The following is a 26,838-nucleotide window of genomic DNA, read 5'->3' as shown; positions in this document are numbered from 1 at the left end:
AGTTCGCCGCCCCGCCAGCTCAAGCTTTCACCATGACCATCGACATCATCGCCACGCTCGCCGCCATCGTCGGCACCGACCACGTCATCGCCCCGGGCCCGGGCATGGCGACCTATATCAGCGAGCCGCGCCGCCGCTTCCACCAGACTGCCGCAGCCGTCGTCCGGCCCGGCACGGTCGCGGAGGTGCAGGCGATCGCGCGCTGGGCCAACGAGCATGGCATCGGCCTCATACCCCAGGGCGGCAATACCGGGCTTGTCGGGGCGCAGGTCCCGCTCCGAGGCGACGAGGTCATCGTCAGCCTCCCGCGGCTCGACCGTGTCCGCAGCGTCGATCCGGCGGCAGGCACGATTACTGTCGAAGCCGGCGCGATTCTGGAGCACGTCCACGCTGCCGCCGAAGCTGAGGGCATGATGTTCCCGCTCTGGCTTGCCTCACAGGGCTCGGCCCGGATCGGCGGTCTGCTCTCCTCCAATGCCGGCGGCGTCAATGTGCTGGCCTATGGCAATGCCCGCGAGCTCACCATGGGGGTGGAAGCCGTGCTCGCCGACGGGCGGCTCTACCAGGGCCTCAACGCGCTGAAGAAGGATAATACCGGCTACGACCTCAAGGACCTGCTGGTCGGCGCCGAAGGCACGCTCGGCATCATCACCGCGGCAACGCTGAAGCTGTTCCCGCAGCCGGAAGACCACGAAACGGCGCTGGTCAATGTCGCGAGCCCCGCCCGCGCGGTCGAACTCTTCCAACTGCTGCGCGAGCGGCTCGGTGGCCGCCTGACCGCCTTCGAGCTGGTGCCCGCCCTCGGGCTCGACATGCAACTCCGCCATGGCATGCTGGATCGTGATCCCACCGCCGGCCCCTCGCCCTGGTACGCGCTGGTCGAGTTCTCGCGCATGAGCGGCGGTGATCCCGGTACGCTTGCCAGCGCCATCGAGGCGGCGTTCACCGCCGCGCTCATCGACAACGCGGTCCTCGCAGAATCCCTCGCCGACCGCACCCGCATGTGGGCCTTCCGTGAGCAGATGAGCGAGGTCCAGTCCAAGGAGGGCGCCTCGGTCAAGCACGACGTCTCTGTGCCCGTTGCCGCCATCCCGGCGCTAATCGAACAGGGCTCGGCCGCCGCCGAAGCGCTCGCCCCCGGCATCCGCCCGGTGCCGTTCGGCCATGTCGGCGACGGCAACATCCACTTCAACTTCAGCCAGCCTGTGGGGGCCGACGGCAAGACCTTCATGGCGCAGTTCGACGAGGCGCTGCACGAAGCGATCTACGACGTGGTGCTGCGCCTCGGCGGCTCGGTTTCCGCCGAGCACGGTATCGGGCAGCTCAAGGTCGACCTGCTCAAGCGCGTCAAGGACCCGGTGGCACTCGAGATGATGCGCGCCATCAAGGCGGCGCTCGATCCCAAAGGCATCCTCAACCCGGGCAAGATGCTGGGATGATCACCAGGTGATAATAGTGTCGCTGTAGGCAGCCAGCTTGCTGTCGGCAGTGACGAGACGCATCGGCTCGGCCAGTGCCTGCGCCAGGATCAACCCGTCGAATGGATCAGCGTGCGCCAGCGCTATCTCTTCCAGCGCTGCGGCATGCGCGGCCGTGAGATTCAACATGAGCAGTCCGAACCCTTCGAACATGACGATCATCTGCGCGCTCGAGAACTTCGGTGCCGACTTGCCGCCCTTGCGGCGCTTGATAGCCACTTCCATGATCGAGACAGCGGACACGAAGAGGGTATTGCGCTGATCCTCCAGCAGCCGCTGCACTTTGCGGGGTATGCGCTCGGGTTCCATGACCGCCCAAATGGCGACGTGGGTATCAAGAAGCAGGTTCATCTTCGCCCGGGAAGATCGAACTATCCTCAAACATCCGGCGGATCTCTTCGTCGTCGGCGTTGAACTCCTCGAGGGACATAGAAGGATACATGCCCTTGAACATCCCCAGCTTCCGCTTGCCCAGCGGCTTCGCCGCGATCGGCACCAGCCGTGCCGCGGGCTTGCCGTTGCGGGCGATGATGATCTCCTCCTCGGCGCCGCTTTCCACCGCCTCGACGAGCTTGGACAGATTGGTCTTGGCCTGAAGCATGTTCACGGTGCTCATTCTCGGCCTCCTTGGCTAAGCCTGGCTAATGTAGGCCTCGCTCGCCGCCGGCACAAGCTGCAGGCTAGAACAGGCTCATCTGCCCGCTCGCGGCCTTTTTCGGCTTCGGCTGGGGTCGCACGATCTCGGCCGGCTCGATCAGGCCAGGGTCATCGTCGCGGGCGGAGTTCACTCGCGTCGAGACCGGGTGGAACTTCAGCGCGCCATCCTCGAGCGGCAGCGCCAGTTGCGCGGCATGGCGCGCCCGCACGTGGCGCACGTCGAGCCACTGGTCCATGGCCTCGCCCCGCAACACGGCCGGCATGCGGTCATGCACCTCCGACAACTGCCGGTTGGCGGGCACGGTGATGGTTGCGACGCTGTCCACCAGCTCGCCGTTCGGCCCCTCCCAGGTAGCCCAGAGTCCTGCCAGCGCCATCGGGCTGCCGTCGGCCATCGTCACGTAGTAGGGCTGCTTCGACTTGTCGGGGTTGGTGTGCCACTCGTAGTAGCCGCTCGCAGGCAGGATGCAGCGACCGTGTTTCATCGGGTCGCGAAAGGCCGGTTTGTCCAGCATCGACTCGACCCGCGCATTGACCAGCAGCGGAAACTCGCGCGGGTCCTTCACCCAGTTCGGCACCAGGCCCCAGCGCGCAAAGTGAGCCTCGCGCCGTGCCTCCTGCTCCCAGATCGCCACCACCGGCTGAGTTGGCGCGATGTTGTAGCGGGGCACGATTTCGACGCTGTTCAGGAGCTTGAACAGTTCCGCCATCATTTCGGGAGGCAGGGTCGAGGCATAACGTCCGCACATCGGCTCTTTCTCCTTTCGTGCCGCCGCAACAGGTAGTCTCTGTGGACCCGAATCGCAATTTGTCGAACCAGAAACGTGACCGAGATCCCCAACGCCGCCAGCGTCGCCATCATCCGCACCGGCAAGGTGCTGCTGATCAAGCGTGCCCGTCAGCCCTACCAGCACCTGTGGACCCTGCCGGGCGGCCGCACCGAGCCGGGCGAGACCATCGAGCAATGTGCTGCGCGCGAGGTGCAGGAGGAGCTCGGCCTCGCCGTGCGCAATCTCCGGCCGGTGCTGGTGCAGGCGCTCGGGCGCAATGGCGAGTTCCGCCTGGCGGTGTTCGCCACCCAGGACTTCAGCGGCCTGATCCGCCCGTCGGACGAAGTGGCCGACCACAAGTGGATCGATCCGTCGGCTCTCGTGGCGTTGCGAACCACCAGCCGCCTGGATGACGTTCTGGCGAAGGCATTCGCCGTGCTGCAACAAAGCTGATATGAGCGCGCTCATGCGCACCCTCTTCGCCCTGCTGTTCGCTCTGGTCCTCGTCGGTCCCGCCGCCGCCATCGATCCGCCCTACCAGCGGCAGATGGAGCGGCTCTCGGAGATCATGGGCAGCCTCTATTTCCTCGAGCCGCTCTGCGGCAATGCCGATACCGACTGGCGGCAAGAGATGGGCGAACTGATCGAACTCGACGAGCCGGACGATGATCGCCGGCAGCGGCTCGCGGGTGCGTTCAACACCGGCTACACCGCCTATGCGCGCTTTCACCGCGCCTGCACCCCTGCAGCCAGTACCGCCTACCACCGCCTGCTCGAAGAGGCACAGCGGATCGTACGCGACATTCACGCCCGCTTCGCGGAGTAGGGCTCGGTAGAACTGCATAGCAGATGTTAACCTTCGGGTTACTTCCGCCGCGCTGTCGCCGCATCGGCGTGTTAACGCATTGCCCATGACCACGAGATCCATCTTTGCCCCCGGCTGGGGCCAGGACGCCGCAGGCCGCGATCAGGACGAGCGCCAGATCGCGCTGGAATACCTGGCCGAAGCCTGGAACAGCGCCGAAGATGACGGCGTGGAGTCGGCTGCGCTTGCCCATGCGTCGCTATTTGCCGCGCTTGCGACCTTGGTAAAACTGCATGGCGACGATGCGACCGCCGAACTCATCGCCAACCTGCCCGACCGCATCCGTACCGGCGAATACAATCTCGACCGCAATCTGCAGTAGGGGCTTGCCTGCAGCTCTCCACCGGTCATGATCGGCGCAAGGAGTTCCCGCATGCGCACCATCCCCTTCGCCTTCGCCCTTCTTGCCCTCACCGTGCCGGTAGCCGCGCAGGAGACATCGGTCAGCAGCGACCTCTCCGCCCTGCCCGCACCGGTCTTCGAGACCTACGAGGCGCTGCTGGACGCTGCCCGTGCCGGCGATTTCGACGGGCTCGAACAGGTCCGGACTGAGAGGGGCGACGACCTGCAGATCGGCTTCGGTGGTGCCGAGACGATCACCGACTTTCTCACTGCCAATTCCCTAAGCGGCGACGGCGTCGACGCGATGGCCGGGCTCATCGAGATCCTCGAATCGCCCTATGCCCGGGTAGATGCCGGCGACGGCACCATGTTCTACATGTGGCCGTTCCTGGCCGGGCTCGAAGACCTCAGTGACCTGCCCCTCGAACAACGGCTCGAGGCCTACCAGCTCGTCGATGCCGACGCGCTCGACGACTTCGCCGAATATGGCGGCTGGCTGGCGACCCGCACCATCATCGAGGCCAATGGCCGCTGGACCGCGATCGTCGCTGGCGACTAGGGACGCGACAGCGCTTCGCTGAAGCGCATCGGCTGCCCGGTGGATGGGGTGACCAGTTCCCCGTTCCACATCACCCGCCTGCCCCGCACCACCGTGCCGACCGGCCAGCCGGTGACGGTCACGCCGTCATAGGGCGTCCAGCCGGCGCGACTCTTCACCCACTCATTTGAGATGGTCTCGCGGCGCTTCAGATCGATCACCGTCAGGTCGGCATCGTAGCCGACGGCAATACGCCCCTTGTTGGCGATGCCGAACAGCCGGTTCGGCCCGTGGCTGGTCATGTCGACGAAGCGCTCGAGGCTCATTCGGCCAGCGTTCACATGGTCGAGCATGATCGGCACCAGCGTCTGCACGCCGGTCATGCCGGAATGGCTCTCGGGATAAGGATGGTCCTTCTCCTCGCGCGTGTGCGGCGCGTGGTCGGACCCCAGGATATCGGCGACCCCGTTGTGGACGCCAGCCCAGATGCCATCGCGATGCGCCTTGTCGCGCACCGGCGGGTTCATCTGCGCATAGGTGCCGAGCCGATCGTAGGCGGTCTCGTCCAGAGTCAGGTGGTGCGGTGTCACCTCGACGCTGGCGACGTCCTTGTGATCGGCGAGGAACACCATCTCTTCGGCGGTCGAGATGTGCAGCACATGGATGCGCTTGCCGGTCTTGCGCGCCAGCGCCACCAGGCGCTCGGTGCAGTTGAGCGCCACTTCCGGCGAGCGCCACACCGGGTGGCTCGAGGGGTCACCCGGCACCCGCAGGTGCTCGCGCTCCTCGAGCATGTATTCGTCTTCGGAATGAAACGCGGCACGGCGGGAGATGGCGTTGAGGATCGCCTCCACCCCGGCATCGTCCTGCACCAGCAGCGAGCCGGTGGAGGAGCCCATGAACACCTTGATGCCGGCGCAGCCCGGCAGCCGCTCCAGCTCCGGCAGGTCGGCGACGTTGTCGTGGGTGCCGCCGACATAAAAGGCGAAGTCGCAGTGCATGCGATTGGTGCCGAGCCGGATCTTCTCCTCGAACCGCTCGCGGTTGGTGGTCAGCGGATTGGTGTTCGGCATTTCGAACACGCCCGTCACGCCACCCATCACCGCCGACAGTGATCCCGATTCGAGGTCTTCCTTGTGGGTCAGCCCGGGCTCGCGGAAGTGCACTTGGGTGTCAATCACGCCCGGCAGGATATGGAGCCCCGTGCAGTCGACGACCTCCGCCGCGTCGCCGCTGATGGAGCCCACGGCCGCGATGCGACCGTCCTTGACGGCAATATCGCGCTGCCCCTGCCCGTCATGGTTCACCACGGTGGCGTTCTTGAAAATCGTGTCGTACTGCGCCATGTCTTCGGTCCCGCCGCTTGCCGTGTTCCGGCCGATGTAGCGGAGGGGCGCTCCGCGAGGCAAGTCACCATGACCATCCATCTGCGCGCCGACCGCGCCGTGTTCCGCTTCGGCGGCCCCGAGGCCCACAAGCTCCTGAACGACGTCGTCACCGGCCACATCCCTGCTGCCGATGAAGGCGTTGCCGCGCCGTGGGCGCTGCTGTCGCCGCAGGGCAAGATTCTGGCAGAAGGTCTCGCCGGCTGGAATGATGAGGCGCTGTGGCTCGACGTGCATGAGTCGGTCGCCGACGATTTCTTCAAGCGCATGCGCATGTACCGCCTGCGCGCCAAGGTCGACATTGACGACCTGCGCGCAACGCACCGCGTCGGGTTTTCCGACGGGGCCGACCTAACCGGGATCGTTCATCGCGACAGGGTGGGGCCGGTGTCTCTTGGATCCCGCGTAATCGCCTCCGCCGAAGAGGCCGCCCATTGGGCGCAGGACGATCGAGCCTACCAGCAGAGGCGCATCGCGGGCGGCATTGCTCACCAGGGCAACGACTTCCCCGCCAACGACATCTTCGCCCACGACATCGGCCTCGACCTGCTCGATGCCATCGACTTCGACAAGGGCTGCTATGTCGGCCAGGAAGTGGTCAGCCGCATGAAGCATCGCGGCACCGCCCGACGTCGGCCGGTGATCGTCTCGGGTGTGGAAGCGGAGCCTGGAACGGCGGTCGTGGCGGGGGGCCGCGAGGCCGGCACAATCGGCCAGGTGGACGACGGCAAGGCCGTCGCCATTCTCCGGCTCGACCGTATCACCGATCCGTCCGCCGTCACCGTCAACGACAAGCCCGTCGGCCTGACCCTGCCGCCCTGGGCTTCCTACCACTTCGGCGACAGCGTTCCCGAGGACTAGTCGCCGCGCCGAACTCCCGAATCGTCCGACCTTCCGCTAGGCTCGCGCGCGCAGGCAATCGCGACGGGGACATATGGCACAGGCAGGTGAAAGGGCGTGGCAGCGCATGCTGTCCGGCCGGCGGCTCGATATTCTCGACCCCTCGCCCCTCGACGTCGAACTCTCTGACATTGCCCACGGTCTCGCCCGCGTGGCCCGCTGGAACGGCCAGACCGTCGGTGACTACCCCTTCTCCGTCGCGCAACATTCGGTGCTGGTGCTGGAACTTTTCCGTGCCCAGCAGCCGGAGGCCGGCGCCACAGCACAGTTGCAGGCGCTGCTGCACGACGCACCGGAATATGTGATGGGCGACCTCATCTCCCCCTTCAAGGCGGCGATGGGCGGCAACTACAAGCTGGTCGAACAGCGCCTCCTGTCGGCGATCTACCTGCGCTTTTCCCTGCCCGCTGCCATGCCCGCTGCGCTGGTGAAGCAGGTCAAGAAAGCCGACCGCGAGGCCGCCTACTACGAGGCGGTGGAACTTGCCGGCTTCACCGAATCCGAGGCCCGCAAGTATTTCGGGGCTCCCGGCGTCGCCGCCTTCGAACTCGACTTCTTCGAACGGCTGATCCGGCCCTGGCCTACCCGCGAGGCACATGACCGCTTCGTTGCCGCTTTCGAGGCGATCTCCGGCACTGCCTGAACCCTGTGCGGATTAACCCTGCTGCGCGATGAACTTTGCGCGAGGGATAAATCTGGTTACTGATCCGTTAACGTGATTGCCGCAAGCGGCTCAAAACGGGACGGATGCCATGAACACGCCGGATCGCCACATGTTGCTCGGAATGGCCTTGGGCGCCGTCTGCGCCACCGCCCTGGCGGCGACCGGGCCGGGATGGGTGCTGTCGGTGACGGCCGACGAATTGCCGGGACCGGCGATCGACACCGACAATCTGGTGCGGTTCGGCGATCGGGAGTTCTTCGTCGACTACGAGGATTGGGTCTCAACCGATCCGCTGTCGACCGCTTCGGTCAAGAAGATCGAGGCCGGTCGGGTCAGCTACGTGACCATCACCACCACGGCAACCGGCGTCTACTCCAGCGACGGCTTGACCTCCCGGCACGTCCAGTATCCCGGCATCGGCGTTGAACCGGCCGAGCCCGCCAATCGCTTCGCCTACTGGAGCGACGGCCACTGGAACGCCTTCGCCGTGACGGTCGGAGATTCCTTCCGCTACATCTCGAGAGCGGCGGTCAACCGCTAACCGAAGAGCCAGCCCCGCTTGAACTTGTAGAACACGTGCAGCCCGATCTGGGTGACCTTGTTCATGCGCGGGGCCCAGGCCGGCCGCACATAGGTGGCGTGGTAGTGCGTCGCGTCGCCGACCTCGGTCAGGTAGAGCTCGCCGGCCGTATAGCGGCGTGCGATATCCTGCGCCTGCGCCCATGACTTGTTGTCGTTGATGCTCTCGGGGATGCCGTCGCAGGCGAAGGAGAACTGGCACGAATTGCGACGATGCTGGTTCTGGTAGACCACCCCGCAGATGGTGTCGGGATAGCGATGATCCTTCACGCGGTTCAGCACCACCTGCGCCACCGCGACCTGGCCGCGATAGCTCTCGCCGCGCGCCTCGAAGTAGATGGCCGTGGACAGGCACCAGAGTTCCTTATCCGAGACTTCGACCGCCTCGCCGCTGGCATAGTCGCCAGTCGCAGGGGTGTTGGCGCGGGCATAGGCCAATTGCTCGGACGGCGTCAGCGGCACCGGATTGGTGGCGCTGACCATCGGCGGGGCAATGCCCGCAATGGCGTCGAGTGCGGCTGCCGCGGCCGGATTGATCGAAGCGACCGACATGCGCGGCCCCTCTTGAACGGGCTCAGCCTCTTCGGCCGCAGCAAGCCGCGACTGCGCAAGATCGGTCGGATCAGCGGGTTTCCGCAGCGCCGCCAGTTGCAGCCGGGTTTCCTCGAAGCTCTGGGCGAAGGCCAGCACATCCACCGGCGGCCGGTAGCGGTCGGTCTTGGCGGCGCGGTTGGGGCCGCTGAAGGCCGCAGCGCTGAACAGGTGATCGAAGGCGTTGGTCGAGACGGGAGCGGGCTCTGCCGGGCCAAGGCTGGCCGACGCCACTTCCACCGTTCGCGGCAGGTTTTCGACCAGGTCAGTGCCCGATCCGATCCCACCTGCCATCAGTCCGGAATAGGCAAGGCCGGAGACCAGCCCAGCCGCCAGCAACCGGAACAAGGGACTCCGCCGGCGAACCGCTCTGACCGGGCGCGACTGCACCACGGGCCGGGTGGAATGGGCCATAAACGCTACTCAACGCTACACAACACTACTGGCCGGCCAAAGTGACGCTAAAATGCCGACGATCAGAATGTTGTCTGATTAGGGTTAGCAGCGCGTAAACGGCGACTTTGACCAGTAGATGGGCGAACCGTGGCCGGGGTGGGGCAAGCGTGAGGAGCGGCGAATATGTCGCACTCAGCTGCCGCAGGCGGCCCGCACATGCGCCGCCTCCGGCGCAAAGGCATCCACCCGGAAGCGCACCGACAGCGAACGCGAGTTCACAGGCGTCACCCGTGCCGTGAGGTTGGTGGCACCGGCCAACCCGTCCAGGAACTGCGCCGCATCGCGCGTATTGTCGATCACCAGCGCGGTGTTGTCCTCGTTCACCGGCAGGGTACGGCTGCGCGCCGCCTGCAGATCGTATTGCAGCGTAATGCCGGCGTCCCGTCCCAGAGCCGACATGGTATTGCCGGCAAAGGCGAAGCTGACGGTCAGCTCATCTTCGATGCACGCCACCGTCATTGTCGCCGGTCCCCGTCCGGTGGGGCGGGCCGGGATCAACTGCTCGGATTCCAGTACAGCGCTCAGTCCTTCGGCCGCCGCCTGCGCGTCGCGGAACAATCCGTCGTAGCAGGCAAGTCTGCCAGCATCGTCTTCGATGGCCGTGCAGGCCGACACACCCGTCTGGGCACTGGCAGGCAGGCTGGGTGCCGCAAGCATCGGCGCCAGCAGCAGAACCGGCAGAACTCTCACCTCGGATCGTCTCCTTCCCCCGGCCGCAGGAACAGCGGCCTCGTCCCCTTCATATAGGGCTCATCTTGCCCGCAGTTAAGCAGACGCCTGCGCCAGCGTCAGCCTTGCGACCGGGACACGATAGGGTGAGCAACTGACATAGTCGACACCGAGCCCCGAGAAGTAGCGCAACGAGGTCGGGTCGCCGGCATGTTCGCCGCAGATGCCGATCTTGAGCGTCGGGTTGGCGGCCCGGCCGCGGCTGATGGCGATGCCGATCATTTCGCCCACCCCCTTCTCGTCGATGGTGACGAAGGGGTCGCGCTCGTAGATGCCCTTGCGCTGATAGGCGGCGAGGAAGGTCGGAGCATCGTCACGGGAAATGCCGAAGGTCGATTGCGTCAGGTCATTGGTGCCGAAGCTGATGAAATCCACCATGTGGGCGATGTCGCCGGCGCGCAGGCACGCCCGCGGCAGCTCGATCATGGTGCCGAAGCTGAGCTTCACCCGATCAGTGCGCAGGAGGCCCGAATTGGCGGCTATGGCATTCACCCGCTCCCGCACCCAGGCCACCTCGCTGGCCGTCGAGACGAACGGGACCATGATCTCCACGGCCACCGGCTCGCTCTGGCGTTCCGACGCCTCGCGCACCCCGGCCATCAGCGCCTGCACCTGCATCTGCAGCAGTTCGGGGTAGGTGATGGCTAGGCGCACGCCGCGGTGGCCGAGCATCGGGTTGACCTCGGCGATGCGCTCAAGCCTCAGCCGCAGCGCCCGGACGGCAAGCCCGAGCTGCGCTGCCGTCTCCTCGATGTCCTCGTCGCTGCGCGGCAGAAATTCATGCAGCGGCGGATCGAACAGGCGCACGGTCACCGGCCGGCCGTGCATGGTGGCAAACAGCGCCGAATAGTCACCGGTCTGGTAGTCGACGAGGCCGTTGATGGCGCGGCTACGGTCGTCCTCGTCTTCGCTGAGGATGACGCGGCGCAGCGCCACCATGCGCTCGGGCGAAAAGAACATGTGCTCGCTGCGCGCGAGCCCGATGCCTTCGGCCCCGAAACTCAGGGCCGTGAGCGCCGATTCCACCGTCTCCGCATTGGTGCGCACCGAGATCTGCCGCGTGGCGTCGGACCAGCCGAGCAGCGTGCCGATGGCACCGCCGATATGCGGCTGCGCCAGCGGCAGCGCCCCCGCATAAACGGAGCCGTCGCTGCCATCGATGGTCAGCCGGTCGCCGGTGCGGAACTCGCGATCCCCGATGCGGCACACCATCTCGCCGGCATTCACCGACAGCGTCCGCACCCCGGCGACGCAGGGCTTGCCGGTAATGCGTGCCACCACCCCGGCATGGCTGGTCATGCCACCACGGGCGGTGAGAATGCCGGTGGCTGCCTTCATGCCTTCGATGTCGGCCGGGCCGGTCTCGTTGACCACCAGGATGCAGTGACGGGACCGGGCTCGCATGCGCGCCGCATCCTCGGCGGTGAACACCACCACACCGCTGGCCGCGCCGGGCGAAACCCCGAGGCCCGTCGCGATCGGCAAAATCCCCTCGGTGGAGCGGATGCCGGGGTGCAGCAATTGCGCGATGCGGGTGGGGTCGACGCGCGTCACTGCATTGTGGGCGGTCCAGACCTTGCGCTGCACGCGATCCACCGCCGCCTCGAGTTCGGCCGCCGCCGAGGCCTGGATCGGCCGCGCTGACAGGAAGGTGACCTTGCCGCCATCGACCGCAACGAGGCAGGTCATGTGCCGCCCCGACTTGGCGTCGAGCAGTTGCACCAGCGCTTCGACCGAATCCGGCAGCCGCGGCAGCGGTGCACCACCGGCCGGCGCCGGCCCCAGCTTGCCGGTCACGGCATGGCGCGTCAAAAACTGCTCGAGTTCGCCTTCTGCCGTGGTCTGCACCAGGACGATCTGTCGCGCGCGCTCCTCTTCCGACGAACGCGATCCGCCCCAGCTCCGCTCGAAGCCATAGCTCTCGAACGCCTCGCGGATGGCTTTGCCGAGAGCGCTGCCCGGATCGACGGATTCATCGGAGGTCGTCGGCGCCGGAATGCCGATCCGCGCCGGCATGAGGCCGCCATTGTGCGCCCCGGCGGAGGTGCGCACCGTCAGTTGCGGCGGCTTGGACGGGTCGGCGACCAGCTTGAACAGACAGGCGATCCAGTGCGTGCGCAGCTTGGTGTCGCGCCGCTGCCGCTCAGCCTGCAGCCCTTCCCAGGCGGCGCGGGTGATGGCGATGGTTGGAACGGTCGGGAAACCGGTTTCGCCGACCCGGAAGATCCAGCGCGCCTTGCCGCTCAGCAATTTGAGCTGGCTTGCCGACAGGTTCGCCTTGCCCGTTGCCGGGACGATCGCGAACATTTCCTGCGCCAAACTCACTGCCGGGTCCTTGCCGTAATTCGCGGGCATATTGCCCATGCGCCCCATCGCCTGCAACAAGGCTTGACTTGCCCGGGCGCGGAAAGCATCTGAACTGCTATGGAAAAGCGGCCGCACCTTGACATTCTGCTCTGCGCCCCGCGCGGTTTTTGCGCTGGCGTGGATCGAGCCATCCAGATCGTGGAGCTCGCCCTCGAGAAATACGGTGCGCCGGTCTATGTCCGCCATGCCATCGTGCACAACAAGTACGTGGTCGACGGACTCAGGGCCAAAGGCGCCATTTTCGTCGAGGAACTGAGCGAGATCCCCGACACCGAGGCACCGGTGGTGTTCTCCGCCCATGGCGTACCGAAGTCGGTCCCCGCCGATGCCAAGACGCGCAACATGTTCTTTCTCGACGCCACCTGCCCGCTGGTCAGCAAGGTGCATGTGGAAGCGCAGCGCCATTTCGCCGAAGGCCGCGAGATCGTCCTGATCGGCCATGCGGGCCACCCGGAAGTGCTCGGCACCATGGGTCAGTTGCCGGAGGGCGCGATCACGCTGATCGAAACCGTGGCCGATGCCATGGTCTTCACGCCGAAGAACCCCGAAACCCTCGCCTTCGTCACGCAGACCACCCTTTCAGTCGACGACACTCGCGAGATCGTCGCCGCACTGAAGTCCCGCTTCCCCGCAGTCAGCGGCCCTCACAAGGAAGACATCTGCTACGCCACCACCAACCGGCAGGAGGCCATCAAGGCCGTTGCCCCGGAAGTGGACGCGATGATCGTCGTCGGTTCGCCCAACTCTTCCAATTCGCTGCGACTGGTGGAAGTAGCGGAGCGTTCGGGCTGCAAGGTTGCCATGCTCGTCGACCGCGCCTCCGAGATCGATTGGAGCCGCCTCGTAGGCATCCGCTCGCTCGGCGTCTCCGCCGGTGCCTCGGCGCCCGAGACGCTGGTTGACGAGGTGATCGAAGCCTTCGCCGAGCGCTACGACATCAAGGTGGAGACCCGTGTCACCGCTCGCGAGAACATCGCCTTCAACATTCCGCGCGAACTGCGCACGCTCGAAACCGCCGTGGCTCGATGACCGACCTGACTTTGCTCGAAACCGAGCGGCTGGTCATGTCCGGCTGGCGCATGGACCAGCTCGACGACCTCGTCCGCCTGCACGGCACCGAGGCCGTCGCCCGCTATCTCAGCGCCGACGGCCAGCCTTGGAGCCATGACAAGGCGCGAACCGCGCTCGCCGGCTGGATCGAGCTGTTCGAGACCCGTCGTCTCGGCAAACTGCGGCTCATCCGCAAGTCCGACGGCGCCTTCATCGGCCGTGCCGGATACGGAATCTATCCCCCCACCGGTGAGCCGGAGATAGGCTACGCCCTGTTCGAGGAACATCACGGGCAAGGCTATGCGACCGAGGCGGCGGCGGCGCTCCGCGACTGGATCTTCCGGGAAACCGACGCCACTCACTTCATCGGCTTCGCCGACACCCGCAACGCGCCCTCGCTTGCCGTCCTCCGCAAGATCGGCATGGTCCCGACCCATGTCGACACGGAACCCGGCGGGCTCCTGTGCCAGTTCCACGTCTATCAGCGGCCCGCGGCCGATGTCTGAAGCGGTCATCATCCACACCGATGGGGCCTGCTCGGGCAATCCCGGCCCTGGCGGCTGGGGCGCCATCCTCCAGTTCGGTCCGCACACCAAGGAGCTCAAGGGCGGCGAGGCGCTGACCACCAACAACCGCATGGAGCTCACCGCCGCCATCGAGGCGCTGAACGCGCTCACCCGACCGTGCAAGGTCGAACTCCACACCGACAGCCAGTACGTCAAGAATGGCGTGCAGGGCTGGATTCACGGCTGGAAGCGCAACGGTTGGCGCACCGCCGACAAGAAGCCGGTCAAGAACGTCGAGCTCTGGCAGGCGCTCGACGCCGCCACCCAGCGCCACGAGATCAACTGGCACTGGGTCAAGGGCCACGCCGGCCACGACCTCAACGAACGCGCTGACGAACTCGCCCGCGAAGGCATGGCCCCGTTCAAGCCGAAAAAACGCGCCGAACTGATGCCGCCGGTTTAGGCGGTGCCCGCGACCTCGTCCTTCGATAGGCTCAGGATGAGGTCCAGGACGGTGCAGCGGGCCGGAGACACTCCAGGCAGGCGCTCAATCCCTCATAGACCTCATGGTTAGCTTGTCGAACCACGAGGTCGCGGGCACCACCTACGCACAGAGAATCCCAGCTCCTGCCTCACCTCTCCCCTGAGGGGAGAGGTCGCCGCGCAGCGGCGGGTGAGGGGTTAAGCGCCTGAGTTCCTGCCGTGAGGGTGAACCCCTCACCCTAACCCTCTCCCCTCAGGGGAGAGGGGACCAGCACAGCGCCTGCCGAACCCCTACCCCACCCGGTGCAGGAAGGCCGAGCTCACCACATTGCCGTCGCCGTCCTCACCCGCATCGCCCAGGTCTTCCTCGAACTGGCCCAGCAGATCCACCGCCTCGGTTCCCGGCAACTCCTCGACCCCGCGCAGCTTGCGGGTAATTGCCCGGCTGCGCACTTCGGCCTTCTCGATGTGATTGGAGGCCTCGTTGAGCTTCTTCTTCACGCTGCTCAGCACATCGCCGAACTTGCCGAACTCGGCCTTGACCGCCCCGAGCACCTGCCACACTTCGCCCGACCGCTGCTGGATGGCGAGGGTCTTGAAGCCCATCTGCAGGCTCGACAGGATCGCCGTCAGCGTCGTCGGACCAGCCACGATGATGCGGTGCTTCTTCTGCAACTCGTCCACCAGGCCCGGCCGGCGCAGGGCCTCGGCATAGAGGCCCTCGGTGGGCAGGAACATGATGGCGAAGTCGGTGGTGCGCGGCGGCACGATGTACTTGGAGGCAATCGTCGCCGCCGAATCCTTGAGCCGCCGTTCGAGCGCCTTGGCGGCGATCTCGACCTGGTCGACGTCGCCGGCGTCGGCGGCGGCCTGCAGCCGCTCATAATCCTCCACCGGGAACTTTGCATCGATCGGCAGGAACACCGGCTGCTCGTCGCCCGGCAACTTGATGGCAAACTCGACCCGCTCCGAGCTCCCCTCGGCCATGGCGGCGTTGACCACATACTGGTCCTTGGTCAGCATCTGCTCGAGCAGATTTCCCAATTGCACCTCGCCCCAGGAGCCGCGCGCCTTGACGTTGGTCAGCACGCGCTTGAGGTCACCAACGCCAGTCGCGAGCGTCTGCATCTCGCCCAAGCCCTTGTGCACCGCATCGAGCCGCTCGCTGACCAGCTTGAAGCTCTCGCCCAGCCGCTGCTCCAGCGTTCCCTGCAGCTTTTCGTCGACGGTCATGCGCATGGCTTCGAGCTTGGCGGTGTTCTCGTCGCGCAGGGTCTTGAGCTGAGCCTCCAGCGCCCCTCGCAGGGCCTCGCTGCCGAGCCGCTGCGCCTCCGACAGCGCCTGCACCCGCGCCTCGAAGCTGTCGTGCTGCTGCTTCTGGATATCGAAGAGCTGGCGGGATTGCTGGTGTGCGCGCTCGCCGAATGTTTCCAGCGACGTCTTCACCGTCTCGCCCAACGCCTTGCTGGCTTCGCCCTGCTGGCGCGCCTGCTCGGCTGATTGCCGCGCCAGCCCTTCGGCCAGGACGCGGATCGAGGCGTTGACCTCCTCGCGCAGGTGCCGCGCACCCTCCGCCTGTTCCTGGCGGCTGCGCTGCATTGCGTCGGCCACCGAGCGCTCGAACCGCTCCTGCCCTGCCACCAGCGCATCCAGCGCCTGCCGCAGGGTCGCGTCGCTGCCGCCGCTGCGCCTGAAGGCACCGACCACGGCAAACACCAGCGCCAGCGCACTCAAGGCGATGGCGATCAGCACAAGATTGGACAAGGGCACGGCTTCCGCCGCAGCGAGCATTTCGGTCAGGGCGTCGATGGTGCGATCCTCCGCAGAATCGCCCTATCGGAACATAATGGGAACGCCGACGCAAGCGGCGCTGGCCGCTGCTCCACAGCTCAGGCAGTCTTCCGCTTCGGCAGCACGCCCTTGACCGCCCGCCACAGGGGCGCGATGACATAGCCGGCCACCGGGATCAGCAACGCCCCCAGCGCCAGCCCGAAGACGAAATCCACACCGGCCGTTGCCAGCCACCCGGCCACCGCCGCGATCGCCGGGAAGGCTGCTTCGGCCCAGTGCGCCGCCGCCTCGATGACGTGCTCGGGCCAGTCGAAGCCGAATTCGTAGAGCCCATGGGCGACGATGCTGCCGCCGACCCAGGTCATGGCCGCCGTACCCACAATGCCGAGCACCCGCATGAATCCCGGCATGGCCTTGACCAAACCGCGCCCGAAGGTGCGCCCGGTGCGGGTGCGGCCGTGCTTGGCAAGCCAGACGCCGGCGTCGTCCGCCTTCACGATCAGCGCCACCGCACCATAGACCGCCACCGTGATACCGATCGCGGCAACCGCGAGCACCGCGGTGCGGAACCAGAGGCTGTCCACCTCGATGGCCGCAAGGATGATGGTCATGATCTCGGCCGACAGGATGAAGTCGGTCTTGATGGCGCCGGCCACCTTGGCGTCTTCCAGCGACGTCGGTTCGAGGGCGACCGGCTCGAGCGAGGCCTCGTGCACCTCTGCCTCATGCGGCAGCAAAGCATGGAACACCTTCTCGGCGCCCTCGTAGCAGAGATAGGCGCCGCCGATCACCAGCAGCGGCGTGATCAGCCAGGGCGCAAAGAGGCTCATCAGCAACGCCGCCGGTAGCAGGAACAGCAGCTTGTTCTTGACCGAGCCCCAGGCGATCTTCGCCACGATCGGCAGTTCGCGATCGGCAGCGAACCCTTGCACATAGTTCGGCGTGACCGCAGCATCGTCGATCACCGCGCCCGCGGCCTTGACGCCGGCCTTGGCCGCCTGCCCGGCAACATCGTCCAGCGACGCCGCCGCCACCTTCACCAGCCCCGCAACATCATCGAGCAGCGCCAAGAGGCCCACAGCCATCAGCGAAATCCTTCCAACAGGTCCATCGCGGAAAGCCGGAGGCCGGTCGCCGGTTCCCTCCTAGCCGGCAACCTTGGAGAAGTCGGCAACGAGATGCATGGTGTCGCGCAGCCGCGCCAGCAGGTTCAGCCGGTTCGCCCGCACCGCCGGATCGGCATCGTTGACCAGCACCGCCTCGAAGAAGGCATCGACCGGCGCACGCAGGGTTGCAAGTTCTGTCATGGCGCCCTTGTAGTCGTCGCGGTCGACATGGCTCGTCACCGCGGCATGCACGGCGTCCACGGCGAAGGTCAGCGACTTCTCTTCGGCCAGACCCAGCAGCGACTGGTCCACTTCGCCACGATAGCTGGTGCCGTCCTTCTTCTCCTCGGCAGCGAGGATGTTGGCCGCGCGGCGATAGCCGGCGAGCAGGTTCTGCCCGTCCGGCGACGAGAGCAGCGTCGACAGTGCCTCGGCCCGCTGGGTGATCTGCAGGATGTCGTTGCTGTCCGACGACAGCACCGCATCGACGAGGTCATGTCGCGCGCCAGCGTCGCGTAGCGACACCTTCAAGCGGTCGTGGAAGAAGGCGAGAAGGTCCGGGTCGACCTCGAGCGGGAAGCGCAGCCCGTTCTCGGTGATGATGCGGATCACACCCAGCGCAGCCCGGCGCAGCGCGAACGGATCGCGCGAGCCGGTCGGCTTCTCGTCGATGCTCCAGAAGCCGGTGAGCAGATCGAGCTTGTCGGCCAGTGCCACGGCAATGGCGACGGGCTCGGTCGGAACGCGATCCGTCGGGCCGAGTGGTTTGTAGTGCTGTTCCACGGCATTGGCGATGTCGGCCGGCTCGCCCTGCGCGGTGGCATAATAGCGGCCCATCAGGCCCTGCAGTTCGGGGAACTCGCCGACCATTCCGGTGACGAGGTCGGCCTTGGCCAGCATGGCGGCGCGCTTGGCGCGCTCGACATCGGCGCCTACCAGTGGGGCGATCTCGCCGGCCAGCTTCACCAGTCGCTCGACGCGCTGGAACTGGGTGCCGAGTTTGGCATGGAACACGGTGTCCTCGAGCTTGGGCACGCCATGCTCGAGCGGCGTCGCCAGGTCGCCCTGGTAGAAAAACACCGCGTCCGACAGGCGGGCGCGGATCACCCGCTCATTGCCGGCGATGATGGCCGCACCGCCATCGGCCGCCTCAGTATTGGCGGTGATGATGAAGTTCGGCGCCAGCTTGCCGGAAGAGTCGCGCAGGCAGAAGCACTTCTGGTTGGCGCGGATGGTGGCAATGATCACTTCCTCCGGCAGCTTGAGGAAGTCGGGATCGAACGAGCCCATCATCACCACCGGCCACTCGACCAGCCCGGCGACTTCCTCGAGCAGCCCCTCGTCCCCGATCAGGGTCAGCCCCTGCGCGAAGGCCAGGTGCTCGGCGTCCGAGCGGATCATGTCCTTGCGGCGGTCGAGGTCGAGCACGACCTTGGCGCGCTCCAGCGCCGTGACATAATCGTCGAAGCGCTTCACGCGAATGGCGTCGGGCGCGAGGAAACGGTGGCCATAGGTGGTCTGCCCCGCCGCGATCTCGCTGGTTGCGAACGGCACCACCACCGGCTCATCATTGTCGTTGCCGAAGGTGGCGGTGATGGCGCGCAGCGGCCGCACCCAGTTGAAGCTGCCCGAGCCCCAGCGCATCGACTTGGCCCAGGGGAATTCCGCCAGCACCTTGGGCAGGATGCCCGACAGCAGGTCCAGCGCTTCGGCACCCGGCCGGTGGATGTGGGCGACATAGAAGTCGCCCTTCTTGGGGTCGCTCTCGACCTTGGCCTCATCGATCGAGGTCAGCCCGGCCGACCGCATAAAGCCGTCGATCGCCTGCTGTGGCGCGCCGACCTTGGGGCCCTTCTTTTCCTCATGAGTGTCCGGCGAACGGCCCGGCACGCCCGTCACGCTCAGCGCCAGCCGGCGGGGCGTCGCATAGGCGCGCGCACCCTCGTACAGCAGCCCGGCATCGACCATGGCGTTGGTGACGGCCTTCTTGAGGTCCTCGGCCGCACGGCGCTGAAAGCGGGCGGGGATTTCCTCGGAGAAGAGTTCGAGCAGCAGTTCGGGCATGGGCGGGAAACCGGCTAGAGGAGTGGGCGACTAGTTAGCGTGGTGCGGTGGGCATGTCCATGGCGGCTACCAGCCGCCGCCGCCACCACCACCGCCTCCTCCGCCGGAGAAGCCGCCGCCACCGCCACCCCCGCCCGAAAAGCCGGACGAACTCGCCTGCACCGGTTGTGCCGCGACCATCGCCGCCGCCATGCCCGTCGTTGCCGAGGTGATGGCGCTGGAGAGCCGCCCCGACGAGAAGGAGGAGCCACGATACCAGTTGGGTCGGTATCCGCCTTCGGCATCGGGCACGGCATTGCGCCCCAGTTCCGCCTCGAAATGGTCCGACCACGGCTTCTCGACCCCGAGCGCAATGGCATAGGGCAGGATGCGCTCGAACCGCTCCACGGTCAGCGGCGGCTCGCCGAGGATGTTGAGCCGCTCCTTCTCCGCCGTCTCGAGATAGAGCTTGAAGCCCTCGATCTCGTCCATGACCTTGCGGCCCTGGATAGTTGGCGCCCGCATCAGCACCGCGAAGCCGACGGTGATCAGGACGATCGAAGCCGCCGCGACCGCCGCAGTGTTGATGGTGATGCTGGTGAAGCTTTCGAGCCCGATGCCGATGAAGTTGAAGCCGACGATGGCCAGCCAGATCAGCGGCACCACCCGGCCAAATCCTCGCCCGTTCCAGAAGCTGTGCAGCACGCCTGCACCGACACCAAGGATGATGCCGATCACCGCAGCCGCTATCAGCCATTCCGGCTCCAGCACGTCGAAGACCACCATGGCGCCGAGCACCAGGATGGCGATGACGAACCCCAGCACGGCAAAACCGGTATTGTTGCGGAACCAGACCTGCCGGTTCTCGCCCTCGATGGCCGCGACGAAATCGCGGCGTTTCTTGGCGATGTCGGCGCCATTGGCCTTGTCTATGGTGAAGCTGCCGCGGCTCTCGACGAAATCGTAGATGACCTGCTCCGGCGTCGGCAGCTTTTCGTTCGGCGCCGTCCCGGTGGCGGTCACCTTCAGCGTCTTGCCGGGGTTGTCGATCCGCACCAGGCCCTTGACCCCCAGGTCGAAGATTGCCGCGGTCAGTGCCGTCCAGCCGCTGTTGGAAAAGCCCCAGTGATGGACATAGTGGGTCAGCGCCGGCGAGAAGCCCTTGGGCGGGTGGAACAGCGGGATGATCGTGCCCTTGGGCGGGTCGCGGCCCACTCGGCTCCAGGCCGTGAGGTTATAGGCGAGCACCGCCACCACCCCCAGCACCGGCAGCCACACATCGCGCAGCCTCGACAGCCAGGCCAGGAGCGCATCGACCCCGGTCGGCGCCACCAGCACGCCCTTGTTGAAGGCGACGGCGAAGGTCATGCCCTCGCCCGGCCCCAGTGCCCGCCCGGTGCGGAAGATCGCCTCGGTGTCGGAAACGCGGGTGATCGTCACCGCCTGCTCGGTCGAGCCGACCGGTCCCGTATAGGCCACGAGATCTTCGATCACCGCGCCATTCGGCAGCACTGCCCGGGCGACCGACTCGAGCACCGGGAAATTCCAATAGTGACCGGTGGCGTTCCAGTAGAGTTCGTCGTGGTCCTCGAACTCCCGCGCCATGCCGGTCATGGTGTAGGTGATGACGTAGCGGTGCTCGCCCGGGCTCAGCATCCGCTCCGGGTCGCCGATCCACACCCGGTGGAAATTGCCCATGCGCTCGACGCGGAACGTCTCCGGCCGCCCTGCCCGGGTCACCGAGATGACGTCGATGTCCGAGCGCAGCTTGTTGCCGTGGTCGTCGAGCTGAGTGGTGAAGATGTCGCGAAAGATGCCGCGGCGGATCTCCACCAGCTCGGCATTGACGTCGACCGTTTCGACCACCCGCACCGAACCGTCAGGCCGCAGCGTCACCTCGGCGGCGAGAGAACGGATCTCCTCGCGTGCCAGCACCGGTGCCGCCAAGACGGCCAGGGCGACAACAACCAGTCGCAGCAACCGCAACACGGCTCAGAACTTGACGCTGGGAACGGCCCGGTCGGCGGGGTTCTCGAGCTCGAAATACTCGGCCTTCTGGAAACCGAACGGCCCGGCGATGAAGTTCGACGGCACCGACTCCACCATCACGTTGAGGTTGCGCACCGCACCATTGTAGTAGCGCCGCGCCATCTGGATTTCGTCCTCTATGGTCTGCAGCGCCGCCTGGAACTCGAGGAAATTGGTGCTGGCCTTGAGGTCGGGATAGGCCTCGGCGGTGGCGATCAGCCGACCCAGCGCCTGCGAGAGCTGGCCTTCGGCCTGCGCGCGCTGCGCCGGCGTGCCCGCAGCGGCGCTCGTCGCTGCCGCCCGGGCATTGGTCACCGCCTCGAGCGTCTCGCGCTCATGGCCCATATAGCCCTTCACCGTCTCGAGCAGATTGGGAATCAGGTCGGTACGGCGCTTGAGCTGCACGTCGATCCCCGACCAGCCCTCCTCGACCATCTGCCGGGACTTCACCAGCCCGTTGTAAAGCACGACTGCATAGAGCGCCGCGAGAACGACGACACCTAGGATGATCCAGCCGAACATGTTGCGCGCTCCCTCGCCCGCATTGACGCCGCAGCGGACACTCGCACCGCCACGGGGCCGTTGCAACTTTTAGTGAAAAGTCCGGCGGCTTCTACTCGGCGCCGCCGCCTTCGGTCTGCAGCCACGCCTCGCCGCAAGCTTTTGCCAGCTCGCGAATTCTGAGGATATAGCTCTGCCGCTCGGTCACCGAAATGACGCCGCGCGCATCGAGCATGTTGAAGTTGTGCGAAGCCTTGATCACCTGCTCATAGGCAGGAATCGCCATGGTCTGGCGATTGGCTTCCGCGCCTTTCGCCAGGATGGCGCGGCATTCGCGCTCGGCATCCTCGAAGTGGCGGAACAGCATGTCGGTGTCGGCGGCCTCGAAATTGTACTTCGAGCTTTCGCGCTCGTTCTGCAGGAACACCTCGCCATAGGTCACCTTGTCGGCGCCCTCGCGGCCGTTGAAGTTGAGGTCGTAGACGTTCTCGACCCCCTGCACATACATGGCGAGCCGCTCGAGCCCATAGGTGATCTCGCCCGGCACCGGCGAACACTCGAAGCCCGCCACCTGCTGGAAATAGGTGAACTGCGACACTTCCATGCCGTCGCACCAGCACTCCCAGCCAAGACCCCAGGCGCCCAGCGTCGGGCTTTCCCAGTCGTCCTCGACGAAGCGGATGTCATGCAGGCGCGAATCGAGCCCGATCTCGGCCAGCGACTGCAGGTAGAGATCCTGGATGTTGTCCGGCGACGGCTTCAGGATCACCTGAAACTGGTAATAGTGCTGCAGCCGGTTCGGGTTCTCCCCATAGCGGCCATCGGTCGGCCGGCGGCTCGGCTGCACATAGGCTGCCTTCCACGGCTTCGGGCCGAGCGCCCGCAGCGTCGTCGCCGTGTGGAAAGTACCGGCGCCCATCTGCATGTCGTAGGGCTGCAGGATGACGCAACCCTGCGCCGCCCAGAAATTCTGCAGCGTCAGGATCAGACCCTGGAACGAGTTCTTCGGATCCAGGTGAGCGGGGCGGGACGACATCGGCGACACAATCCGGGCAGGGAAACGCGGCGGACCCTAGTGGCGGCGCCCCATCCGGTCAACACTGCCGATCACCGCCGCGTGTCCTCGTCCTTTCGCCCCGGCCGATAGGTGCCGTCAGGCCCCTGCTCCAGGTCGATGACGTCGGGGCGCTCGCGTTCGCGCAGGTCGCGTTCGCGGCGGAGGCGGCGGACCTCTTCGTCCTCCGCCTTGAAGCTCTTCTGCCAGTCGCGCCAGATGCGGCGGGCACCGAAGACGATGATCAGTCCGATGATGGCGAGGATGATGACGCGCAGCAGCATGGCGGTCATAGCCCGAACCGTGCCCAGGCAGCGCGATCTTCGACCGTCGCGGCCAGTTCATTCGACCAACCGGCGGCGAAGCTCAACCGCGGCAGCCCGAACCAGCTCCGCTTGGGTTCGATCACCTTGAGCTGCACCTTGTCTCCGTAGCGTTGGCGCAACGTCGCATGGAGGTCGCCGATCGCGTCGACCAGCCCCAGTTCCACCCCGCGCAGTCCGGTCCACCACTCGCCGGTGAATAGTTCGTCGTCGGAAGCCCGGAGCCGCACCCCGCGGCGGGCCTTCACATGGTCGATGAACACCTGGTGGATGTCGAGTTCGAAGCGCTTGATGCGCTCCACATCCTCGGGTTTCTCCGGCAGGAAGGGGTCCAGCGTCGACTTGTTGCGGCCTGCCGTATGCACCCGCCGCTCGATGCCGAGCTTGTCGATGGCTCCGACAAAGCCGAAACCGGCCATGATCACCCCGATCGAGCCGACGATGGAGCTTGGGTCGACGATGATCTCGTCCCCGGCAACAGCGATGAAATAGCCGCCGGAGGCCGCCGCATCCTCGACGAACACCAGCACCGGCTTGCCGTTCTGGTCGGCGAGGTCGCGGATATGCTTGCTGATCAGCCGGCTCTGCACCGGCGATCCACCGGGCGAGTTGACGACGATCGCCACCGCCGGCGCCGACTTGATGGCAAAGGCGCGCTTGAGCAGCGGCGCCACCGTGGCGATGTTGAGCCGGCCCTGGCGCTGCTCGGCGGCGATCACACCATGCAGGCGCACCACCGGAATGATCGGTCCACCGCGGCCGGTCAGCCGCTGCAGCCAGTTGCGCCTTGGTGTGGTGGTCAGTTCCGCCATCGCCTGTCCCTTGAGCCTGTGTGGGCGAGATTTAGGTGGTCCCGCCCGGGTTTACCAGTCGAGCGCGGCATTGCCACGGAAGATGTCATCGAACTCGGGGGCAAAGGCACGGCCATCGGCACCGTGCAACGGGCGGCTCGCGAGCAGGGTCAGCGGCGCCCGCGACCCCTTCTTCCCGCGCACCAGCACCCGGCTGGCCGCCTCGCCCGGCCGCGGCGACAGCGACAGCACCGCCAACGCACCGAAGCGCGGCTCCAGCGCGGCCAGCAAAGCCCCGAGCCGCTCGGCGGGATAGATGAAGATCACCTCGCCCCCGGCCCGCGCCGTTGCCGCCGCCACCCGCGCCCAGTGCGCCAGCCGGTCCGCCGGCATGTGCCGCGCCGCTGCCCTGCCTCCGTCCGGCGCCAGCGTGCCAAGCACGAAGAAGGGCGGATTGGCGATCACCGCGTCGAATTCGTTGTCGGTCAACCCCGCGCTACGCCGGACCTCGGCCGAAGCCTCGACATCCACCGCGGCCACCGCAGCCCGCTCCGAAAACCCGTTCTCCGCGACATTGGCCCGCGCCAGTTCGAGCGCCAGCGGCTCCCGCTCCGCCAGCACCGCATTTCCGGCCCGGCCGAGCTCGAGCGCCACCAGACTCGCCGTCCCCACGCCGGCACCGAGTTCTAGCAGCCGCCCCGTTCCGGCCCGTACCGCGGCGCCCAACAGCACGCTGTCGAGCCCGGCCCGGAAGCCGTGGCGCGGCTGCGACAGTTGGAGGCGGCCACCCAAAAAGCCGTCGCGCGTTATGGAATGGTATTTTACAACGGGTTCGGGCTGGTCTAGGGACATCGTGCGCGGGGCCGGTTCGCGCCGACCATACAGGTGCCGAGGCCGCCGGCTCAACAGCTATCCCATCGGCAGCGAGGATGCAGGGTACGGTGTCAGTTCTGACCCAGATCAAAGAGGACGCGGTCGCGACGCCCGTCGACCGGCTGGTCGCGGCGACGGCTCCGGACATGGCCCGCGTGAACGAGCTGATCCTCAGCCGTGCTCAATCGCATGTGGACATGGTGCCTGAGCTCGCCCGCTACCTGATCGACAGCGGTGGCAAGCGCCTTCGGCCGATGCTCACCGTCGCCTCGGCCATGCTGTTCGGCAAGGGCACCGGCAACGCCATCAATTTCGCCGCCGCCGTCGAGTTCATGCACAATGCCACCCTGCTCCACGACGACGTGGTCGACGAGAGCGACATGCGCCGCGGCAAGCCGGCCGCCCGCATGATCTGGGGCAACAAGGCGTCCATCCTCGTCGGCGACTTCCTGCTCGGCCAGGCCTTCATGATGATGGTGGAGACCGGCGACATCGTTTCGCTCGGTGTCCTGTCCTCCGCCTCTGCCGTGATGGCGGAAGGCGAAGTGCTGCAGCTCGCCAAGACCGGCGACGTCAGCACCAGCCCGGCCGACTATTCCGAAGTGATCCGCGCCAAGACCGCAGTGCTGTTCGAGGCCGCGTGCCAGGTGGGCGCCATCTCCGGTGGCGCCGACACCGCCGGCCGCCAGGCGCTGAGCCAGTACGGGCTCGAACTCGGCATCGCTTTCCAGCTTGTCGACGACGTTCTCGACTATGGGGGCCAGGCCGGCACGCTCGGCAAGAACACCGGTGACGACCTGCGCGAAGGCAAGATGACGCTGCCGGTGATCCTGGCGCTGGCCGAAGGCACCGCCGAAGAACGAGAGACCATCACCACCGCTCTTGGCGATCCCGACGCCACGGCCGATCAGGTCAGCGCCGTAGTCGCGATCATGAACCGCTACCGCGCTCTCAGCCGCACGCTCGACCAGGCCCGCGTCCATGCCCGCGCGGCCCAGCGCGCGCTCGAGGCGCTGCCGGCGTCCGACATGCAGACGCTGCTGGCGGACGTTGTCGAATACAGCGTGTCGCGCGCCTACTGAGCCGCTCCGGCCGTCAGCAGCGGCGCGGCCGCCACCCAGTGCTCCGGGTTGCGCTCGCGGACCGATTGCGCCGCCTGATGCGCCTGCCCTTCCGACCCGAACAGACCGAACACGGTTGCCCCTGAGCCGGACATCCGCGCCAGCATGCAGCCCGGCGTTGCGGCAAGATCCTCGACGATGTCCCCAATGACCGGCACCAGCTTCACCGCCGGCGGCTGCAGGTCGTTGCGGGTCTCGGTCAGCCAGAGCCCCAGTTGCGCCGGGCGCGTGAGCAGCTCGGGCAGCGCCGGCAGCGGGTAGTTGTCATGCGCTCTCAGCCGCCGGAACACGTCGGCCGTCGCCAGCGCCACCAGCGGATTGACCAGCACGATGTGCAGGTCCGGAAATGCCGGGAGCACCTGCAGCTCCTCGCCGATCCCGCCCATCACCAAAGGTTGCGACAGCAGGCAGGCCGGCACATCGGCGCCGAGCCGGAGGGCCAGTTGCTGCAATTCCGCAGAGGCCGGCGGCAAACCCGCACGTGCTGCCATCAGCCGCAGCGCCGCGGCCGCGTCGGCCGAACCACCGCCGATCCCGGAGGCAACCGGCAGGTTCTTGGTCAGAGTCAGCGCCAGCGGCTCCACCGCATCGGGCCAGCGCGCCCGAAAGGCGGCAACGGCGCGGTTGACCAGATTGGTCTCGCCACCGCTCAGTCCGTCGGCGAAGGGGCCCGCGATCGTCAGGCTGTCGCGCTCGGCTGGTTCGGCCCGCAGTTCATCGCCCACGGCCGCAAAGGCGATGAGGCTCTCGAGCTCATGATAGCCGTCCTCGCGGCGGCCGGTGACATGCAGCGCAAGGTTCACCTTGGCCGGTGCGACCTGAAACAGCCCGTCGTCGTCCATATGAG

At 66.6% G+C, this 26,838-nt stretch carries 29 protein-coding genes; 12 read left to right on the top strand and 17 right to left on the bottom strand.

Annotated elements, in window-relative coordinates:
* Positions 1–32 precede the first annotated feature (32 nt).
* Positions 33–1,439, top strand: coding sequence for an FAD-binding oxidoreductase (locus ACFSX5_RS13105; protein WP_386834012.1), 1,407 nt, complete (start codon positions 33–35; stop codon positions 1,437–1,439).
* Here the strand turns inward: ACFSX5_RS13105 and ACFSX5_RS13100 are convergent, their stop codons facing one another.
* From ACFSX5_RS13100 to ACFSX5_RS13090, 3 genes are all read right to left on the bottom strand, one after another.
* On the bottom strand, positions 1,440–1,829 hold the full coding sequence (locus tag ACFSX5_RS13100; protein WP_386834010.1) for a type II toxin-antitoxin system VapC family toxin: 390 nt from the start codon (positions 1,827–1,829) through the stop codon (positions 1,440–1,442). It abuts the gene before it with no gap.
* Positions 1,813–2,094 (bottom strand): type II toxin-antitoxin system Phd/YefM family antitoxin, encoded by a 282-nt coding sequence (locus ACFSX5_RS13095; RefSeq protein ID WP_386834009.1) that lies wholly within the window; start codon positions 2,092–2,094, stop codon positions 1,813–1,815. Before ACFSX5_RS13095 ends, ACFSX5_RS13100 begins: the two co-directional genes overlap by 17 nt.
* 64 nt (positions 2,095–2,158) lie before the next feature.
* Positions 2,159–2,884 (bottom strand): SOS response-associated peptidase, encoded by a 726-nt coding sequence (locus ACFSX5_RS13090; protein WP_386834007.1) that lies wholly within the window; start codon positions 2,882–2,884, stop codon positions 2,159–2,161.
* Between the two features lie 75 nt (positions 2,885–2,959).
* On the opposite strand from ACFSX5_RS13090, the gene ACFSX5_RS13085 reads away from it, so the two are divergent.
* The 4 genes from ACFSX5_RS13085 to ACFSX5_RS13070 all read left to right on the top strand — a co-directional run bounded on the left by ACFSX5_RS13085 (position 2,960) and on the right by ACFSX5_RS13070 (position 4,671).
* Positions 2,960–3,358, top strand: coding sequence for an NUDIX hydrolase (locus ACFSX5_RS13085; RefSeq protein WP_386834005.1), 399 nt, complete (start codon positions 2,960–2,962; stop codon positions 3,356–3,358).
* Positions 3,359–3,371: 13 nt separating this feature from the next.
* Positions 3,372–3,731 carry a TIGR02301 family protein gene (locus ACFSX5_RS13080; protein WP_386834003.1) on the top strand — a complete coding sequence of 120 codons (360 nt, stop codon included), beginning with the start codon at positions 3,372–3,374 and terminating at the stop codon, positions 3,729–3,731.
* Positions 3,732–3,816: 85 nt separating this feature from the next.
* Positions 3,817–4,092 (top strand): hypothetical protein, encoded by a 276-nt coding sequence (locus ACFSX5_RS13075; protein WP_386834001.1) that lies wholly within the window; start codon positions 3,817–3,819, stop codon positions 4,090–4,092.
* 51 nt (positions 4,093–4,143) lie between these two features.
* Positions 4,144–4,671, top strand: a complete 528-nt coding sequence (locus ACFSX5_RS13070; RefSeq protein WP_386833999.1) for a hypothetical protein — start codon at positions 4,144–4,146, stop codon at positions 4,669–4,671.
* Here ACFSX5_RS13070 and ACFSX5_RS13065 read toward each other — a convergent pair.
* On the bottom strand, positions 4,668–5,996 hold the full coding sequence (locus tag ACFSX5_RS13065) for a dihydroorotase (protein ID WP_386833997.1): 1,329 nt from the start codon (positions 5,994–5,996) through the stop codon (positions 4,668–4,670). The genes ACFSX5_RS13070 and ACFSX5_RS13065 overlap by 4 nt on opposite strands.
* Positions 5,997–6,065: 69 nt before the next feature.
* Here ACFSX5_RS13065 and ygfZ point away from each other — a divergent pair, with 69 nt between their 5' ends.
* The 3 genes from ygfZ to ACFSX5_RS13050 all read left to right on the top strand — a co-directional run bounded on the left by ygfZ (position 6,066) and on the right by ACFSX5_RS13050 (position 8,140).
* Positions 6,066–6,896: a CAF17-like 4Fe-4S cluster assembly/insertion protein YgfZ gene (ygfZ, locus tag ACFSX5_RS13060; RefSeq protein ID WP_386833995.1), complete on the top strand. Its 831-nt coding sequence runs from the start codon at positions 6,066–6,068 to the stop codon at positions 6,894–6,896.
* Positions 6,897–7,002: 106 nt separating this feature from the next.
* The gene (locus tag ACFSX5_RS13055; RefSeq protein ID WP_386833993.1) at positions 7,003–7,578 is read left to right on the top strand and encodes a hydrolase; all 576 of its coding nucleotides are present in this window, start codon (positions 7,003–7,005) and stop codon (positions 7,576–7,578) included.
* Between the two features lie 109 nt (positions 7,579–7,687).
* Positions 7,688–8,140 carry a hypothetical protein gene (locus ACFSX5_RS13050; protein WP_386833991.1) on the top strand — a complete coding sequence of 151 codons (453 nt, stop codon included), beginning with the start codon at positions 7,688–7,690 and terminating at the stop codon, positions 8,138–8,140.
* Here ACFSX5_RS13050 and ACFSX5_RS13045 read toward each other — a convergent pair.
* The 3 genes from ACFSX5_RS13045 to ACFSX5_RS13035 all read right to left on the bottom strand — a co-directional run bounded on the left by ACFSX5_RS13045 (position 8,137) and on the right by ACFSX5_RS13035 (position 12,318).
* Positions 8,137–9,117, bottom strand: coding sequence for a cell wall hydrolase (locus ACFSX5_RS13045; RefSeq protein WP_386833989.1), 981 nt, complete (start codon positions 9,115–9,117; stop codon positions 8,137–8,139). The two genes, ACFSX5_RS13050 and ACFSX5_RS13045, sit on opposite strands and share 4 nt — an antisense overlap.
* Positions 9,118–9,357: 240 nt before the next feature.
* The gene (locus ACFSX5_RS13040; protein ID WP_386833987.1) at positions 9,358–9,915 is read right to left on the bottom strand and encodes a hypothetical protein; all 558 of its coding nucleotides are present in this window, start codon (positions 9,913–9,915) and stop codon (positions 9,358–9,360) included.
* Between the two features lie 75 nt (positions 9,916–9,990).
* Positions 9,991–12,318, bottom strand: coding sequence for a putative PEP-binding protein (locus ACFSX5_RS13035; protein ID WP_386833985.1), 2,328 nt, complete (start codon positions 12,316–12,318; stop codon positions 9,991–9,993).
* Positions 12,319–12,378: 60 nt separating this feature from the next.
* Between ACFSX5_RS13035 and ispH the strand changes: the two genes are divergently transcribed.
* The 3 genes from ispH to rnhA are packed head-to-tail and all read left to right on the top strand — an operon-like array spanning position 12,379 to position 14,340.
* Positions 12,379–13,350, top strand: coding sequence for a 4-hydroxy-3-methylbut-2-enyl diphosphate reductase (gene ispH / locus ACFSX5_RS13030; RefSeq protein ID WP_386833983.1), 972 nt, complete (start codon positions 12,379–12,381; stop codon positions 13,348–13,350).
* Positions 13,347–13,877 (top strand): GNAT family N-acetyltransferase, encoded by a 531-nt coding sequence (locus tag ACFSX5_RS13025; RefSeq protein WP_386833981.1) that lies wholly within the window; start codon positions 13,347–13,349, stop codon positions 13,875–13,877. The genes ispH and ACFSX5_RS13025 overlap by 4 nt, the downstream gene beginning before the upstream one ends.
* Positions 13,870–14,340: a ribonuclease HI gene (gene rnhA, locus ACFSX5_RS13020; protein ID WP_386833979.1), complete on the top strand. Its 471-nt coding sequence runs from the start codon at positions 13,870–13,872 to the stop codon at positions 14,338–14,340. The genes ACFSX5_RS13025 and rnhA overlap by 8 nt, the downstream gene beginning before the upstream one ends.
* Before the next feature lie 311 nt (positions 14,341–14,651).
* Here rnhA and rmuC read toward each other — a convergent pair whose 3' ends face one another.
* The 9 genes from rmuC to ACFSX5_RS12975 form a co-directional block, all read right to left on the bottom strand.
* Positions 14,652–16,124, bottom strand: coding sequence for a DNA recombination protein RmuC (rmuC, locus tag ACFSX5_RS13015; protein WP_386833978.1), 1,473 nt, complete (start codon positions 16,122–16,124; stop codon positions 14,652–14,654).
* Between the two features lie 125 nt (positions 16,125–16,249).
* Positions 16,250–17,236 carry a DUF808 domain-containing protein gene (locus ACFSX5_RS13010; RefSeq protein ID WP_386833977.1) on the bottom strand — a complete coding sequence of 329 codons (987 nt, stop codon included), beginning with the start codon at positions 17,234–17,236 and terminating at the stop codon, positions 16,250–16,252.
* 60 nt (positions 17,237–17,296) lie between these two features.
* Complete coding sequence (gene glyS, locus ACFSX5_RS13005) at positions 17,297–19,321, bottom strand: glycine--tRNA ligase subunit beta (RefSeq protein WP_386833976.1); 2,025 nt, start codon at positions 19,319–19,321, stop codon at positions 17,297–17,299.
* 66 nt (positions 19,322–19,387) lie between these two features.
* Complete coding sequence (locus tag ACFSX5_RS13000) at positions 19,388–21,286, bottom strand: DUF2207 domain-containing protein (protein ID WP_386833975.1); 1,899 nt, start codon at positions 21,284–21,286, stop codon at positions 19,388–19,390.
* A gap of 6 nt (positions 21,287–21,292) precedes the next feature.
* Positions 21,293–21,850, bottom strand: coding sequence for a LemA family protein (locus ACFSX5_RS12995; protein WP_386833974.1), 558 nt, complete (start codon positions 21,848–21,850; stop codon positions 21,293–21,295).
* Positions 21,851–21,941: 91 nt separating this feature from the next.
* The gene (locus ACFSX5_RS12990; RefSeq protein ID WP_386835644.1) at positions 21,942–22,844 is read right to left on the bottom strand and encodes a glycine--tRNA ligase subunit alpha; all 903 of its coding nucleotides are present in this window, start codon (positions 22,842–22,844) and stop codon (positions 21,942–21,944) included.
* A gap of 92 nt (positions 22,845–22,936) precedes the next feature.
* Complete coding sequence (locus tag ACFSX5_RS12985) at positions 22,937–23,176, bottom strand: hypothetical protein (protein WP_386833973.1); 240 nt, start codon at positions 23,174–23,176, stop codon at positions 22,937–22,939.
* Positions 23,173–24,018: a S49 family peptidase gene (locus ACFSX5_RS12980; RefSeq protein WP_386833972.1), complete on the bottom strand. Its 846-nt coding sequence runs from the start codon at positions 24,016–24,018 to the stop codon at positions 23,173–23,175. The genes ACFSX5_RS12985 and ACFSX5_RS12980 overlap by 4 nt, the downstream gene beginning before the upstream one ends.
* A 51-nt stretch (positions 24,019–24,069) precedes the next feature.
* Positions 24,070–24,789, bottom strand: a complete 720-nt coding sequence (locus ACFSX5_RS12975) for a tRNA1(Val) (adenine(37)-N6)-methyltransferase (protein ID WP_386833970.1) — start codon at positions 24,787–24,789, stop codon at positions 24,070–24,072.
* A gap of 137 nt (positions 24,790–24,926) precedes the next feature.
* On the opposite strand from ACFSX5_RS12975, the gene ACFSX5_RS12970 reads away from it, so the two are divergent.
* The gene (locus ACFSX5_RS12970; protein ID WP_386833969.1) at positions 24,927–25,952 is read left to right on the top strand and encodes a polyprenyl synthetase family protein; all 1,026 of its coding nucleotides are present in this window, start codon (positions 24,927–24,929) and stop codon (positions 25,950–25,952) included.
* Here the strand turns inward: ACFSX5_RS12970 and ACFSX5_RS12965 are convergent.
* Entirely contained in the window at positions 25,946–26,833 is an 888-nt protein-coding gene (locus tag ACFSX5_RS12965; protein WP_386833968.1) for a 4-(cytidine 5'-diphospho)-2-C-methyl-D-erythritol kinase, read from the bottom strand. The genes ACFSX5_RS12970 and ACFSX5_RS12965 overlap by 7 nt on opposite strands.
* Between the last annotated feature and the right edge of the window lie 5 nt (positions 26,834–26,838).

It is taken from the genome of Devosia albogilva, assembly GCF_042685625.1.
Taxonomy (GTDB): domain Bacteria; phylum Pseudomonadota; class Alphaproteobacteria; order Rhizobiales; family Devosiaceae; genus Devosia; species Devosia albogilva.
The sequence above is the reverse complement of the archived record's forward strand: the minus strand, read 5'-3'. Positions and strand labels throughout refer to the sequence as shown.

Bases quoted from the DNA above. Each gene is read 5' to 3' on its own strand.
- ACFSX5_RS12970 (WP_386833969.1), top strand. From the start codon at position 24,927: ATGCAGGGTACGGTGTCAGTTCTGACCCAGATCAAAGAGGACGCGGTC.
- ACFSX5_RS13065 (WP_386833997.1), bottom strand. From the start codon at position 5,996: ATGGCGCAGTACGACACGATTTTCAAGAACGCCACCGTGGTGAACCAT.
- ACFSX5_RS13050 (WP_386833991.1), top strand. From the start codon at position 7,688: ATGAACACGCCGGATCGCCACATGTTGCTCGGAATGGCCTTGGGCGCC.
- ACFSX5_RS13055 (WP_386833993.1), top strand. From the start codon at position 7,003: ATGCTGTCCGGCCGGCGGCTCGATATTCTCGACCCCTCGCCCCTCGAC.
- ACFSX5_RS12980 (WP_386833972.1), bottom strand. From the start codon at position 24,018: ATGGCGGAACTGACCACCACACCAAGGCGCAACTGGCTGCAGCGGCTG.
- ACFSX5_RS13010 (WP_386833977.1), bottom strand. From the start codon at position 17,236: ATGGCTGTGGGCCTCTTGGCGCTGCTCGATGATGTTGCGGGGCTGGTG.
- rnhA (WP_386833979.1), top strand. From the start codon at position 13,870: ATGTCTGAAGCGGTCATCATCCACACCGATGGGGCCTGCTCGGGCAAT.
- ACFSX5_RS13035 (WP_386833985.1), bottom strand. From the start codon at position 12,318: ATGGGCAATATGCCCGCGAATTACGGCAAGGACCCGGCAGTGAGTTTG.
- ACFSX5_RS13095 (WP_386834009.1), bottom strand. From the start codon at position 2,094: ATGAGCACCGTGAACATGCTTCAGGCCAAGACCAATCTGTCCAAGCTC.
- ACFSX5_RS13090 (WP_386834007.1), bottom strand. From the start codon at position 2,884: ATGTGCGGACGTTATGCCTCGACCCTGCCTCCCGAAATGATGGCGGAA.
- ACFSX5_RS13025 (WP_386833981.1), top strand. From the start codon at position 13,347: ATGACCGACCTGACTTTGCTCGAAACCGAGCGGCTGGTCATGTCCGGC.
- ACFSX5_RS12995 (WP_386833974.1), bottom strand. From the start codon at position 21,850: ATGTTCGGCTGGATCATCCTAGGTGTCGTCGTTCTCGCGGCGCTCTAT.
- ACFSX5_RS13105 (WP_386834012.1), top strand. From the start codon at position 33: ATGACCATCGACATCATCGCCACGCTCGCCGCCATCGTCGGCACCGAC.
- ygfZ (WP_386833995.1), top strand. From the start codon at position 6,066: ATGACCATCCATCTGCGCGCCGACCGCGCCGTGTTCCGCTTCGGCGGC.
- ACFSX5_RS13100 (WP_386834010.1), bottom strand. From the start codon at position 1,829: ATGAACCTGCTTCTTGATACCCACGTCGCCATTTGGGCGGTCATGGAA.
- ispH (WP_386833983.1), top strand. From the start codon at position 12,379: ATGGAAAAGCGGCCGCACCTTGACATTCTGCTCTGCGCCCCGCGCGGT.
- ACFSX5_RS12985 (WP_386833973.1), bottom strand. From the start codon at position 23,176: ATGACCGCCATGCTGCTGCGCGTCATCATCCTCGCCATCATCGGACTG.
- ACFSX5_RS13075 (WP_386834001.1), top strand. From the start codon at position 3,817: ATGACCACGAGATCCATCTTTGCCCCCGGCTGGGGCCAGGACGCCGCA.
- glyS (WP_386833976.1), bottom strand. From the start codon at position 19,321: ATGCCCGAACTGCTGCTCGAACTCTTCTCCGAGGAAATCCCCGCCCGC.
- ACFSX5_RS13070 (WP_386833999.1), top strand. From the start codon at position 4,144: ATGCGCACCATCCCCTTCGCCTTCGCCCTTCTTGCCCTCACCGTGCCG.
- ACFSX5_RS12965 (WP_386833968.1), bottom strand. From the start codon at position 26,833: ATGGACGACGACGGGCTGTTTCAGGTCGCACCGGCCAAGGTGAACCTT.
- ACFSX5_RS13080 (WP_386834003.1), top strand. From the start codon at position 3,372: ATGCGCACCCTCTTCGCCCTGCTGTTCGCTCTGGTCCTCGTCGGTCCC.